Origin of the sequence: Nocardiopsis aegyptia (genome assembly GCF_013410755.1) — a bacterium.
Lineage (GTDB): Bacteria > Actinomycetota > Actinomycetes > Streptosporangiales > Streptosporangiaceae > Nocardiopsis > Nocardiopsis aegyptia.
Map to the genome: position 1 here is coordinate 1,799,039 of NZ_JACCFS010000001.1, position 13,227 is coordinate 1,812,265.

Annotated in this window: 9 protein-coding genes; 3 read left to right on the forward strand and 6 right to left on the reverse strand. The window is 73.2% G+C overall.

Annotation, left to right across the window (positions count from 1 at the left end):
- Window positions 1-9: 9 nt before the first annotated feature.
- Window positions 10-381 (forward strand): cupin domain-containing protein, encoded by a 372-nt coding sequence (locus HNR10_RS08050; protein WP_179822102.1) that lies wholly within the window; start codon window positions 10-12, stop codon window positions 379-381.
- A 91-nt stretch (window positions 382-472) separates the two neighbouring features.
- Here the strand turns inward: HNR10_RS08050 and HNR10_RS08055 are convergent, their stop codons facing one another.
- Complete coding sequence (locus HNR10_RS08055; RefSeq protein ID WP_179822104.1) at window positions 473-1,408, reverse strand: helix-turn-helix domain-containing protein; 936 nt, start codon at window positions 1,406-1,408, stop codon at window positions 473-475.
- Window positions 1,409-1,576: 168 nt separating this feature from the next.
- Between HNR10_RS08055 and HNR10_RS08060 the strand changes: the two genes are divergently transcribed.
- Together HNR10_RS08060 and HNR10_RS08065 are read left to right on the forward strand one after the other, a co-directional pair.
- Window positions 1,577-2,617 carry an NAD(P)-dependent alcohol dehydrogenase gene (locus tag HNR10_RS08060; protein ID WP_179822105.1) on the forward strand — a complete coding sequence of 347 codons (1,041 nt, stop codon included), beginning with the start codon at window positions 1,577-1,579 and terminating at the stop codon, window positions 2,615-2,617.
- Window positions 2,618-2,737: 120 nt separating this feature from the next.
- Window positions 2,738-3,400, forward strand: a complete 663-nt coding sequence (locus HNR10_RS08065) for an O-methyltransferase (protein WP_179822107.1) — start codon at window positions 2,738-2,740, stop codon at window positions 3,398-3,400.
- 30 nt (window positions 3,401-3,430) lie between these two features.
- Here the strand turns inward: HNR10_RS08065 and HNR10_RS08070 are convergent, their stop codons facing one another.
- From HNR10_RS08070 to HNR10_RS08090, 5 genes are all read right to left on the reverse strand, one after another.
- Window positions 3,431-4,516, reverse strand: coding sequence for an HAD-IIIC family phosphatase (locus HNR10_RS08070; RefSeq protein ID WP_179822109.1), 1,086 nt, complete (start codon window positions 4,514-4,516; stop codon window positions 3,431-3,433).
- A 32-nt stretch (window positions 4,517-4,548) separates the two neighbouring features.
- A complete protein-coding gene (locus tag HNR10_RS08075; RefSeq protein WP_179822110.1) occupies window positions 4,549-5,658 on the reverse strand; it encodes an acyl-CoA dehydrogenase family protein in 1,110 nt (369 codons plus the stop codon).
- Window positions 5,651-5,938 carry an acyl carrier protein gene (locus HNR10_RS08080; protein ID WP_179822112.1) on the reverse strand — a complete coding sequence of 96 codons (288 nt, stop codon included), beginning with the start codon at window positions 5,936-5,938 and terminating at the stop codon, window positions 5,651-5,653. The genes HNR10_RS08075 and HNR10_RS08080 overlap by 8 nt, the downstream gene beginning before the upstream one ends.
- Window positions 5,935-6,822: a 3-hydroxyacyl-CoA dehydrogenase family protein gene (locus HNR10_RS08085; protein WP_179822114.1), complete on the reverse strand. Its 888-nt coding sequence runs from the start codon at window positions 6,820-6,822 to the stop codon at window positions 5,935-5,937. The genes HNR10_RS08080 and HNR10_RS08085 overlap by 4 nt, the downstream gene beginning before the upstream one ends.
- A 91-nt stretch (window positions 6,823-6,913) precedes the next feature.
- Window positions 6,914-13,201 carry a type I polyketide synthase gene (locus HNR10_RS08090; RefSeq protein WP_179822115.1) on the reverse strand — a complete coding sequence of 2,096 codons (6,288 nt, stop codon included), beginning with the start codon at window positions 13,199-13,201 and terminating at the stop codon, window positions 6,914-6,916.
- Between the last annotated feature and the right edge of the window lie 26 nt (window positions 13,202-13,227).

Genomic DNA, 13,227 nt, shown 5'->3' on the forward strand with positions numbered 1-13,227 from the left:
TGGCCTTCCATGACGACGATCGAACAGTCCCCCGCCCCCTTCGCCCTGCACGTCCCCGACGCGGACCTGGAGCCGGAACCGCTGGACCCCGCCCAGATCGTCTCCGGCGACCCGGTGGTGACCGGCCGGGTGCTGGGCGAGTCGGCCGACGGCACGCAGGTCCGCGGCCTGTGGCAGATCACGCCCGGCGTCGTCACCGACACCGAGGCCGACGAGCTGTTCGTCGTGGTGAGCGGCCGGGCGACCATCGAGGTCGAGGGCGGCCCCGTGCTGGAGGTCGGACCGGGTGACGCCTGTGTCCTGCGCGCGGGCGACCGGACCACCTGGACCGTCCACGAGACCCTGCGCAAGGCCTACCACGTCACCCTTCCCCGCGCGTAGGAGGTCCGGCGGCCTCGCGCTCCGCCGGGCGCAGGGGCCTCCGGCGGCCCGGCCGGCGGCGGTCCCCGGCGCCCGGCCACCAGGTCCTCTCCTAGCCGCTTTCCGGACGGGGCTCGGACGCGTCCACGTGGGCCGCGTCCGCGCCCCAGCTGCCCAGCAGGCGCAGGCCGTCGGCGGCGGGTGATCCGGGCTCGGCGTGGTAGGTGACCAGGTGCTGGTCGGCGTCGTCGGGCAGGGTGAAGGTCTCGAAGGAGAGGGCCAGTTCCCCCACCAGCGGGTGCCGGAGCCGTTTGACGCCGTGCCCCTTCTCCTTGACGTCGTGCTCGGCCCACAGGCGGCGGAACTCGTCGCTGTGCACCGACAGCTCGCCCACGAGCGCCGCCAGTTCGGGGTCGTCCGCGTGGCATCCCGCCTCCATGCGCAGGAAGCTGACGATGTCGGCCGCCTTGGCGTCCCACTCGACGAACAGCTCGCGCGACTCCGGAGTCAGGAAGACCATGCGCGCCCAGTTGCGCTCCCTGGCCGGCAGCCGGCTCCAGTCCCCGAACAGCGACGCCGCCATCCGGTTCCAGGCCAGGATGTCCGAGCGCCGTCCCAGCACGTAGGCCGGGACGCCCTCCAGCGAGTCGATCAGCTGCCTGAGGGCGGGCCGCACCCGCTGCGAGCGCGCGGGTGTCCTGCGCCGGTGCCGCTTGGGCTTGGCCAGGTGCGTCAGGTGGGCGTGTTCGGCGTCGGTGAGCCGCAGCGCCCGGGCGATGGCGTCCAGCACCTCCGCGGACACGTTGCGGCCGTGCCCCTGCTCCAGGCGGGTGTAGTAGGCGACCGACACCCCCGCGACCTGGGCCAGCTCCTCGCGCCGCAGGCCGGGCACCCGGCGGTAGCGGCCCAGACGCGGCACCCCGACGTCCTCGGGCGCGAGCCTGGCCCGCCGCGTGCGCAGGAACTCGCCGAGTTCGGCACGCCGGTGCAGGACCGCCTCCGTGTCGTGCTGCCCCGTCGTGCTCCCTGTGCCCGGTTCGTGATCCATGCTTCCAGTATTCCCCGTCCCACGCCCACGAGCCTGACCCCGCTGGTGGTAGGCACGCTGGTCCTAGGCGGCACAGGGGTCTGGGTGACCGGACCGATCCTTGGCAGCCTCGTAGGCGTCCCGGCCGGTTCCGGCCGGGAGTCCGCAGTACCGCCGAGGAGAACACCTGTGAGTACCGTCGCCGCCTACGCGGCTCCCGCGGCCAAGGCACCGCTGGAGCGCACGACCATCGAGCGCCGACCCGTCGGCGAGTTCGACGTCCTGATCGACATCAAGTACGCGGGTATCTGCCATTCCGACATCCACCAGGTGCGGGAGGGCTGGGGCGAGGCGATCTTCCCCATGGTCCCCGGGCACGAGATCGCCGGCGTGGTCGCCGAGGTCGGCCCCGGAGTGACGCGCCACGCCGTCGGCGACCGCGTGGGCGTGGGCTGCTTCGTCGACTCCTGCCGCGAGTGCGGGCCCTGCCGCGCGGGGACCGAGCAGTTCTGTGAGCGCGGCATGACCCCCACCTACAACGGTCTGGACCGCTCCGGCCGGCCCACCTACGGCGGGTACTCGACCGCCGTCGTGGTCGACGAGAACTACACGCTGCGCATTCCCGACTCCCTGCCGTTGGACACGGCAGCGCCGCTGCTGTGCGCGGGCATCACGTCCTACTCGCCGCTGCGGCGCTGGAAGGCCGGCCCGGGCACGAAGGTCGCCGTGCTGGGCATGGGCGGGCTCGGCCACATGGGCGTCAAGCTGGCGCACGCCATGGGCGCCGAGGTCACGGTGCTCAGCCAGTCGCTGCGCAAGAGGGAGGACGGGCTCCGCCTGGGCGCGGACCACTACTACGCGACCAACGACCCGGCGACGTTCGAGGAACTGGCCGGAACGTTCGACGTGATCCTGTCGACGGTGTCGGCGCCCCTGGACTTCGGCGCCTACCTGGGGCTGCTGCGTCCCGAGGGCGTGCTGGCCAACGTCGGCGCCCCCGAGGACCCGGTCTCGATCAACCTCTTCTCCCTGATCGGCGGCAACAAGGCCATCGTCGGGTCGATGATCGGCGGCATCGCCGAGACCCAGGAGATGCTGGACTTCTGCGCCGAGCACGGCATCGGCTCGGAGATCGAGGTGATCGGCGCGGCGGAGATCGGCACCGCCTACGAGCGCGTGGTCGCCAGCGACGTGCGCTACCGCTTCGTCATCGACACCGCCACCATCTGATCACGAACGGCGGTCGCGTATCGGCGGTGCGTGGAATTGCGGCGGGCGGTGGAACTCCTCCCCGCCCGCCGATATCGACCCGCCTTGAAGGCCGAGCCGACCGGACCGTAGTATTCGCCCATGGCCGATCAGACCAGCGTCACCCCCGATATTCTCGAATACGTGCGGAGCGTGTCGCTTCGTGACGACGACATTCTCGCCGGACTGCGTTCCGACACGTTCGCGCTCCCCGGCGGAGAGGCCATGCAGGTCATGGCCGAGGAGGGCCAGCTGCTGGCCCTCCTCGTGGGGGCGACCGGTGCCCGGTCGGTCCTGGAGGTGGGTACCTTCACCGGCTACAGCACCCTGTGCATGGCGCGCGCCCTCCCGGCCGACGGAGAACTGGTGACCTGCGACATCACCGATCGCTGGGCCGAGATCGGGATGCCCTACTGGGAGCGGGCGGGGGTACGGGACCGAATCGAGCTGCGCGTCGGGGACGCCTCGGACACACTCGCCGAACTCGCCGCCAAAAGGGGCGAGGGCAGTTTCGACCTCGTTTTCATCGACGCCGACAAAAAGAACTACCCGGCCTATTACGAGCACGCCGTTTCACTCGTGCGAACGGGCGGGCTCATTGTCGTGGACAACACGCTTTTCCTCGGACGGGTGGCCGACCCCGGCGCGCAGGACCCCGACACCGAGGCCGTCCGGACACTCAACGAGACCCTGCGCGACGACGAACGGGTGGAGATCTCCCTGCTGGTGATGGCGGACGGCGTCACGCTCGCCCGCAAGCGCTAGGCCGGTCCCTGCCGGTCGCCCCTCCCGGTCTCAGGCGAGGTCGACGGCCTCGATGGTCAGGGTGGCGGGCGCCGCACGGCGCTCGGCCACCAGGTGGAGGCGCTGCACGCCGGTCCCCGGGTCGCCGGGGACCGCGTCGCGGCACCCGCACGGGTCCTCGGTGAACCCGGCGAAGCGGTAGGCGATCTCCATCATCCGGTTGCGGTCGGTCGGCCGGAAGTCGGCCACCAGGTGCGCCCCGACCCGGGCCGCCTGGTCGACGAGCCAGTTGAGGATGGCCGTCCCGGCGCCGAAGGAGACCACGCGGCAGGAGGTCGCCAGGAGCTTGAGGTGCCACACGCGCGGGTGCCGTTCCACCAGCACCACGCCGACGGCGCCGTGCGGACCGAAGCGGTCGGTCAGCGTGGTGACCAGGACCTCGTGGTTCGGGTCGGTGACCAGGGACCGCAGCGCCGCGTCGGAATAGTGCACGCCCGTGGCGTTCATCTGGCTGGTGCGCAGCGTCAGCTCCTCGACCCGCGACAGCTCCTGGTCCCCCGCCCGGCCGATCCCCATCACGAGGTCCAGAGACTTCAGGAAGCCCTCGTCGGGGCCCGCGAAATCAGATCGGGCGCTCTCACGCTCGAACGACGCCTGGTACATCCGCCGTCGGCGCCGCGCGTCCACCGTCACCACCGCCGGGGTGAAGTCCGCGAGCTCCAGGAGGGAGGCCGCCTCCTCGGCCGGGTAGCACCGCACCTCGGGCAGCGCGTAGGCGACCTCGGCGCGCTCGGCCGGCTGGTCGTCGATGAACGCGATCGTGGAGGTGGCGAAGTTGAGCCGGTCGGCGATCGCCCGCACCGACGCCGACTTGGCCCCCCAGCCGATCTGCGGTAGCACGAAGTGCTCCGCCAGGCCCAGTTCCTCCAGCCGGGCCCAGGCGTGGTCGTGGTCGTTCCGGCTCGCCACGGACTGCAGGATGCCCCGGGCGTCCAACTCCCGGACGACATCGGCGACCTCCTCGGACAGGACGACCTCGCCGTCCTCCAGGAGCGTGCCCTTCCACAGCGTGTTGTCGAGGTCCCACACCAGGCACTTGACCAGGGTGGGCCCGCTCTCTCCTCGGTCTGCGCTCACTGCTTCTGCTCCCGTTCCTCTCAGCGGCCGGTTCAGTCCGCGGTGGCCAGCACGTGGTCGGCCAGGATGAGCGTGCACATCTCGCTGCTGCCCTCGATGATCTCCATCAGCCGGGCGTCGCGGTGGGCGCGCGCCACGGTGTGGCCGTCGCGCGCGCCGGCCGACGCGAGCACCTGGAGCGCCGCGCCCGCCCCGGAGACGGCGTGGGTGGCGCTGACGTGCTTGGCGAGCACGGTCGCGGTGACCATGTCCGGCGAACCGGTGTCCCAGCAGTGGCTGGCGTGCTCACAGGCACGCGCGGCGATCTGTTCGGCCGTGTAGATCTCGGCCAGGTGGCGGGCCACCAACTGGTGGCGGGCGATCGGCACCCCGAACTGCTCCCGGGTGCGGGCGTGCGCGCGTGCCTCGGCCAGGCAGGCGCGCAGGATGCCCACGCATCCCCAGGCCACGGACAGGCGCCCGTGGGCCAGGGCGGCGGTGACGAGGAAGGGCAGCGGCAGCCCGGTGCGGCCCAGGACGGCGCCTGCGGGTACGCGGACGCCGTCGAGGGTGATGTCGGCGTGTCCGGCGGCCCTGCAGCCCAGGGGTTCACCGATCCGCTCGACGGTGACCCCCGGTGCGTCGGCGGGGACCATGACCGCCGCGGCCGCGTCCCCGAACCGTCCGAACACGAGCAGGAGGTCGGCGTAGGCCGACGTCGTGATCCAGGACTTACGGCCGTCGACCACCACGGTGTCGCCGTCGGCGCGGATGGTGGTGGCCATGGCCGACAGGTCGCTGCCCGCCCCCGGCTCGCTGAAGGCGGCCGCCGCGATCTCCCCGCCCGCGAGACGGGGCAGGTAGGCGGCGCGCTGGGCTTCGTCACCCAGTCGTTCGATGCTGCCCGCCACCATCTGCTGGGAGGTCATGACGCTGCGCACGGAGCTGCACAGGCTCCCGACGTGCGCGGTGAGCTCGCCCCCGCCGCGGCTGTCCAGGCCGAGTCCGCCGTACGCCGAGGGGACCTGGGGGCACAGCAGTCCGGCGGAGGCGAGCTCGCGCAGCACCTCGTCGGGCAGTCGCCCCTCGCGGTCCCACTCGCCCGCCCTGTCGCCGATGACCTCGCCGAGGCGCGCGGACAGGCCGGTGACGTCGTCAGCCATCGGTGTCCTTGTCGGCGGTGAGCTTACGGACCAGGTCGGCCATGGTCCGGACGGTGCGGAAGTTGTCGAGTTTGAGGTCCCCGCCGCGGATCGAGACTCCGTAGGTCTGCTCCAGGTGCACGACCAGTTCCATGGCGAACATGGACGACAGGCCACCGGTGGCGAAGAGGTCGACGTCCTCGTCCCACGATGCCCGGGTGCGGCCTTCGAGGAAGGCGATGAGCTCGGACTCGATCCGGTCGAGGTCCTGGCTCCGCGGTGTCTGAGCGGGCGTGGTCATGAGAGTTGCTCCGTCCGTTCGTAGGTGAAGAAGCCGCGGCCGCTCTTGCGGCCGTGGTCTCCCGCCGCGACCTTCTCCAGGAGGAGGTCGCAGGGGCGGCAGCGGTCGTCCCCCGTGCGCTCGTGCAGCACCCGCAGGGAGTCGACGAGGTTGTCCAGACCGATCATGTCGGCGGTCCGCAGGGGGCCCGTGGCGTGACCGAGGCAGCCGACCATGAGGGCGTCGACGTCCTCTGCGCTCGCGGTCCCCTCCTGGACGATCCGGGCGGCGTCGTTGATCATCGGGTGCAGGAGCCGGCTGGTGACGAAGCCGGGCGCGTCGGCCACGACCACGGACTCGCGTCGCAGGACCGCCAGCAGGCCGTCCAGCGTGTCCAGGGTGCGTTGGCCGGTCCGTGGTCCGCGCACGACCTCGACGGTGCGGATCAGGTACGGGGGGTTCATGAAGTGCGTGCCGACGAGCTCCCCCGGGCGGGCGGTGAAGCCGGCGAGGTCGTCCACGGGGATGGACGAGGTGTTGGTGACCAGGATCGTGCCCGGCTTGGTCCTGGCGCCCACGTCGGCGAGCAGGGCGGCCTTGAGGTCGTGGTCCTCGGTGACGGCCTCGATGACGACCGTGGCGTCGGCCACCGCGTCCGGTGACGTGGCGGTGGTGAGCGTCCCGGGTCCGACGCCGTCGGGGGCCTCGCCCATCAGTTGCGCGACGCGCGTCTGGTGGTCGATTCTGGTGCGTGCGCGGTCGAGGACGTCCTGGTCGACGTCGACGAGGGTGACGGGAACGCCGTGCATGAGCGCGAGCGAGGTGATCCCGGCGCCCATGGTTCCGGCCCCGAGCACCGTGAGCCGGTGCCCGTCCGGACGTGGGGGTGCCGTTTCCGTCGGCATCAGGTCCTCCTGAGTCAGGGGTGTTCGTCGGGGCGTCAGGGGGCGTCTGGAGGGAAGGGCGGGGGTCGGGCCGGCGACGTTCGGGGGCGGCTCACAGGCCCCGCTCGGACAACCACTCGTGGAGCAGGACGGCCACGCTGTCGGCGTGGTCCTCCAACATCGTGAAGTGGTCGCCCGGCACGGTGACCGTACTGTGCGGCAGCGCCCAGTCGAACGGAGGGATGGCGGTGCCGTCGCGGTCGGTGATCGGCTCCTCCGGGCGCAGCAGGACGGAGGGGGTCGCGATCGGCCTCGGCCGCACGTCCCCGAAGAGCCGCATGTACCGTCCCATCGCGGTCAGGCGCACGCCGTCCGTGAGTCCCATGGCTCCGCCCCGCTGGATCATCTGGGCCTCGGTGGTCGGCAGGACCGCGTCGTCGTCGGGATGGGTGGGGTCCAGAAGCGCCACGGCCGCCGGCCGCACTCCGCGCTCCTCCAGGAGTTCGACCACGGCGTGCGCGACCGGACCGCCCGAGGAGCGGGAGACGACGACGAAGGGGCGCTGCCCCGCGCAGCGCAGCACCGCGTCCGCCTGGGCCGCCAGCGCGGCTTCCAGCGTGGCGGGCAGGGGCTCCCCGTCACGGAAGCCGGGGTGCGGGACCACCTCGACGTCCCGGTGCCGGCCGATTCCCGCGGCCAGCCGGGCGAACTCCTGCGGGCCCGACGCCAGCACGATGGAGGGCAGGCAGACCAGGACCGGCGCGGGGACCCCCCGGCCGGACAGCACGACCGGTGCGTGCGCGGGCAGGTCGCCGTCGTCACCGGTGAACGCCGGCCGTACGAGCGCGGCCGTCTCCAGCAGCCGGAGTCCGTCGGCGGTCCGGCCCTGGCGACAGAACTCCCCGAACAGCGCGACGAGGCCGTCGGGGGTCTCCGTCTCCTCCACGGTGACCACTGCCGTGATCGACCCCGCGCCGGCCGTCCCGTCGGGGCCGGGCCTCACGGCACCGGACGCCGTGCCCTGGACCGGCAGGCGGTCCAGGAGGTGGCGGGCCATCGCGCGGGGCGTGGTGTGCTTGAACACCACGCCCGCCGGAAGCCGCAGCCCCGTGCTCCCGCCGAGATGGTTGCGCAGTTCGACCGCGGTGAGCGAGTCGAAGCCGATCTCCAGGAAGTCCCGGTCGGCGGCCACGTCCGCGGGTCGCGCGTGCCCCAGCACATCGGCCGTGGCCGTGCGCACGAGGTCGAGGAGCATCTCCTCCCTGTCCTCCTCCGCCGCGTCGGACAGCCGGCCGAGCAGGCCGTCGGAGTCGGTCGGCCGGTCGGCCGCCCGGCGCAGGGGTGTGCGGACCAGTCCGCGCAGCATCGTCGGTACGTCGGCACCGCGCAGGCTCCGGGCGGTCATCCCGGCGATGTCCAGCGGCGCGGCCAGCACGTGGGCGGCGTCAGCGGCGAGGGCCTCGTCGAACAGGCCGGCGCCGCGTTCCGAGGTGATCTGCTCGGCGATGCCCATACGCGCGTAGCGGTGCAGGTCGGCCTCCCCCAGGTGGGCGGTCAGCTGACTGCGTTCGGCCCACATGCCCCACCCGATGGTCGTGGCGGGCAGGCCCTGGGCACGACGCCGGTGGGCCAGGGCGTCCAGGTAGGCGTTGGCCGCGGCGTAGTTGGCCTGCCCGGGGTTGCCCAGGGTGCTGGCCGCGGACGAGAACAGGACGAACGCGTCCAGGTCGGCGTCGCGGGTGAGTTCGTGCAGGTTCAGCGAGGCGTCGACCTTGGGCCGCATCACGTGGTCGACGAGCGCGCGTGTCTGGGCCGTGAAGACCGCGCCGCCGACGGTGCCCGCGATGTGGACGACCGACCGCAGCGGCCGCTCGGCCGGAACGGAGTCGAGGACCGCGCGCAGGGCGTCGCGGTCCCCCGTGTCGCAGGCGGCGAACGTCAGGGAGGCGCCGAGGGCGGTCAGGTCGGCTCGCAGCTCCGGGCTGGTGCCCTCCTCGCCGCTACGGCTGACCAGGAGCAGGTGGCGCGCCCCGCGTTCGGCGACCAGGTGGCGCACCACCACGGCGCCCACCGTTCCGTTGGCGCCGGTCACGAGCACGGTGCCGTGCGCGCCCAGGTCCGGCACCACGGATCCCTCGGGTGCGGCCCGGACGAGCCGCGGCACGAGCAGGTCGCCCGAACGGAGCGCGACCTGGGGCTCCCGCCCGGCCAGCACCGCCCCCATGAGCGCGGGAGCGGTCGCGGCGTCGTCGGTGTCGACGATGACGCAGCGGTCGGGGAACTCCATCTGGACGGTGCGGGCCAGCCCCCACAGGGGCGCGTGGTCCAGGTCCGGCACCTCGTCGCCGTCCCCGGCGGCGACCGCGCCGCGGGTCAGCAGGACCAGCGGAAGGTCCTCCACGCGTTCGTCGGCGACCCACTCCTGGAGGAGGTCCAGGGCCCGGTAGGTGGCGGCGTAGGCCGCCGCCGCGGTGTGCTCGGGCGCGACGGCGGCGCAGGGCACGAGGACCGCCGAGGGCGCGGGTGCCCCGTCCGCCAGCGCGGCGTGCAGGGCGGCCGTGTCGGTGTGGGTGCTGACCCGGTGTCCCGCCGCGGCCAGGCCGTCGGCCAGGTGCAGGGGGTCCGGACCCAGGACCGCCAGCGGGGCCGGTTCCCCGGCCGGGGGCGGGGCCCCGGCGGGCGGGGTCCACACGACGCGGAAGAGGTCGTCGCCGCCCGAACGGGTGGCGGCCGCCAGCTGCGCGGGGCCGATGGGACGGGTCACCAGCGCGCCCACGGTGGCCACGGGCCGTCCGGAGGAGTCGGTCATGTCGAGGGCGACGGTGTCCGGTGCCGTGCGGCGCACGCGGACCCTGACGTGGGCCGCCCCCGCGGCGTGCAGTGTGACGTCGGACCAGGTGAAGGGGAGTCCGGCCGATTCGGCCAGGCTCGGTCCGTCGGCCGGCCCGGAGACGAAGGGCAGCGCGAGCGGATGCTGAGCGGAGTCCATCAGCGCCGGGTGCACCCCGAACCGGGCGGCGTCGGCGTCCTGTCCGTCCGGAAGCCTGATCTCCGCGTAGAGGTCGTCGCCGTCCCTCCACGCCGCGCGCATGCCGTTGAAGACCGGCCCGAAGGCATTGCCCAGCTCCGCGACCCGGGGATAGAAGTCGTCGACCGGGACCGGTGTGGCACCGGGCGGCGGCCAGGACCCCTCCGTGTTCGGGGCCTCCTGGCCGGTGGAGGTCCGGGTGAGCAGACCGCTGGCGTGCCGCGTCCACGGGGCCCCGTCGGCCCCGGAGGAGCGCGCGTGCACGGAGAGGGGGCGGCCGCCCTCGGCGTCCGGCGCGCCGACCCTGATCTGGATCTGTACGCCGCCCTCGGTGGGGAGGCCCAGGGGTGCGTGCAGCACCAGTTCCTCCACCCGCGCGAGGCCCACATGCGCGCCCGCGTGCAGCGCCATCTCCAGGAAGGCGGTGCCGGGGACCAGCACGGTGCCCAGTACCACGTGGTCGGCCATCCAGGGATGGCTGTCCACACCGATCCTGCCGGTGAAGAGGTACTCGTCGTCGTCGGCCAGGGACAGGACCGCCCCGAGCATCGGGTGTCCTGTGCCGCCCAGGCCCGCACGTGTGACATCGCCGTTCCCGGCCGACCCCGCGGCCCAGTAGTGCGAGCGCTGGAACGCGTAGGTGGGCAGTTCGACCACCCGCCGGCTCGGGATCACCGTCGTCCAGTCGACCCGGACCCCGTGCGTGTGCGCCCGTACGACCGAGGCCACGAAGCGGTCGGCGCCGCCCTCGTCCCTGGACAGCGTGCCCAGGACCACGGCACCGCCCGAGCCGGCGTCCTCACAGGTCTGCTGGAGCGCCGGGCCGAGCACGGGGTGCGCGCTGACCTCGATGAACGTGTCGTAGCCTGCGGTGACCAGCGACCTGGCGGCCTCCTCGAAGCGGACCGAGTGACGCAGGTTCCGGTACCAGTACCCGGCGTCCATCGCCGTGTCGCCCAGCGGTCCGCCGGTCAGCGACGAGTACACGGGTACCACCGGCTCTCGGGCGGCGATGCCGGACAGCGCGTCCAGGACGCGCCCGCGCAGGCGTTCCACGTGCGGGGTGTGGGAGGCGTACTCCACGGGCACGAGCCGGGCGTGGACGCCGAGGGACTCGTACTCCTTGACCAGTCGCCGCACGGCCTCGGGCTCGCCGGCGACCACCGTCGAGGCGGGACCGTTGACGGCTGCGACGTGGACGTCGTCCTCGCCTCCGGCCAGGCGTTCCCGGACCTCGTCCGCGGCGAGCGCGATCGAGGCCATCGACCCGGTTCCGGAGAGCTCCAGGATCGCCTGGCTGCGCAGAGCCACGACCCTGGCCGCGTCGTCGAGGGACAGTGCCCCGGCCACGCAGGCGGCCGCGATCTCGCCCTGGGAGTGACCGACGACGGCGTCCGGCTCGATCCCGTGGGCGCGCCACAGGGCGGCGAGCGAGACCATCACGGCCCACAGGACCGGTTGGACGACGTCGTCGCGATCGAGTGAGGGCGCCCCGTCCTCGCCGCGGAGCACGGCGGACGGGGACCAGTCGACGTACGGTGCGAGCGCGCGCTCGCACTCGTCCAGCCGCCCGGCGAAGACGTCGGACGTGTCCATGAGGCCGACCGCCATGCCCTGCCACTGGGAGCCCTGTCCGGGGAAGACGAACACGGTCCGGCGCGAGCCGGTCGCGGTGCCCTGGACGACGCTGTCGTCCGGTTCGCCCCGGACGAGTGACCGCAGGCCCCGAAGGAGGCCCTCCCGGTCCGGGGCGACCACGGCGGCCCTGTGCTCGAAGGCGGTACGGGTGGTGGCCAGTGACCAGCCGACCGCGGCGGGGTCCTGGTCCGGCCGGTCCACGACCTGGTCGTACAGTCGCGCGGCCTGGTCGCGCAGGGCGTTCTCGGTGCGGCCGCTCAGGACCCACGTCATCGACCGAGCGCCCGCGGGTACGTCCGCGGGCCGGGCCGCGGCGGCCGGTTCGGTGTCGGAGTCCTCCGCGAGGCCGTCCCCGGGGTGTTCGAGGACCAGGTGCGCGTTGGTGCCGCTGACACCGAAGGAGGACACGGCGGCACGCCTGGGCCGACCGGTCTCCGGCCACGGCTCCGCCTCGTTCAGGAGTGCGACCGCTCCCGACTCCCAGTCCACGTGGGCGGTCGGCTCCTCGGCGTGCAGGGTACGGGGCATGGTCCCGTGCCGCATCGCCATGAGGGCCTTGATCACTCCGCCGACGCCGGCCGCCGCTCCCGCGTGCCCGATGTTGGACTTGAGCGAACCCACCGCCAGGGGCCGGCCCCCGGACCGGTCCCGGCCGTAGGCGGACAGCAGTGCGTTGGCCTCGATGGGGTCGCCCAGGGTGGTACCGGTACCGTGCGCCTCCACCAGGTCGATCTCGCCCGGCGTGAGGCGGGCGTCGGCCAGTGCCTCACGGATGACCCGTTGCTGTGCCAGGCCGTTGGGAACGGACAGGCCGCTGCTGGCACCGTCCTGGTTGAGGGCACTGCCGCGCAGGACGCCGAGGACGCGGTGACCGTTCTCGCGGGCGACACTGAGCCGTTCGAGCAGGAGCATGCCCACGCCCTCCGACCAGCTGGTGCCGTCGGCGCCGGAGGAGAACGCCTTGCAGCGGCCGTCGGGGGCCAGGCCGCGTTGGCGGCTGAAGGAGACCCACGGCCCCGTGTCGGTGTAGACGCTGACGCCGCCGGCCAGGGCGAGGCCGCACTCGCCCGCCCGCAGGGCGCGGGTGGCCAGGTGGATGGCCGTCAGGGACGACGAGCACGCGGTGTCGACGGTGAGCGTGGGACCCTCCAGGCCCAGGCTGTAGGCGACGCGTCCGGCCGCCACGGCCGGCATGACCCCGGTGAGCAGGTAGCCCTCCAACTCCTCCCCCGCGTGTCCGATGGGCGGCCCGTAGGGCTGGCTGACCAGCCCCAGGTACACCCCCGTGGGGGAGCCCCGCAGGGTGGAGGGGTCGATCCCGGCGTGTTCGACGGCCTCCCAGGAGGTCTCCAGCGCAACCCGCTGCTGGGGGTCCATCGCCACGGCCTCGCGTGGGCTGATGCCGAAGAAGCCCGCGTCGAAGCGGGTCGCGTCGTACAGGAACCCGCCCTTGCGCAGATAGCTCGTTCCTGGGGTGTCCGGGTCACTGTCGAACAGTGAGTCCAGGTCCCAGCCCCGATCGGAGGGGAAGTCCGCGATCGCCTCCTTCCCACGCTCGACCAGGTCCCAGAGGCCCTCCGGGGACGTCACGCCTCCCGGGAATCGGCAGCCGATGCCGACGACGGCGATCGGTTCGTGGCGACGCTCCTCCAGCTCCTCGACGCGGCCCCGTGCGTGGCGCAGGTCGAGGGCGAGTCGACGGGCCAGGTCCTGGAACTTGTCCTCTTGTGTCATCAGCGACCAACTCCGGGTTCAGGGGC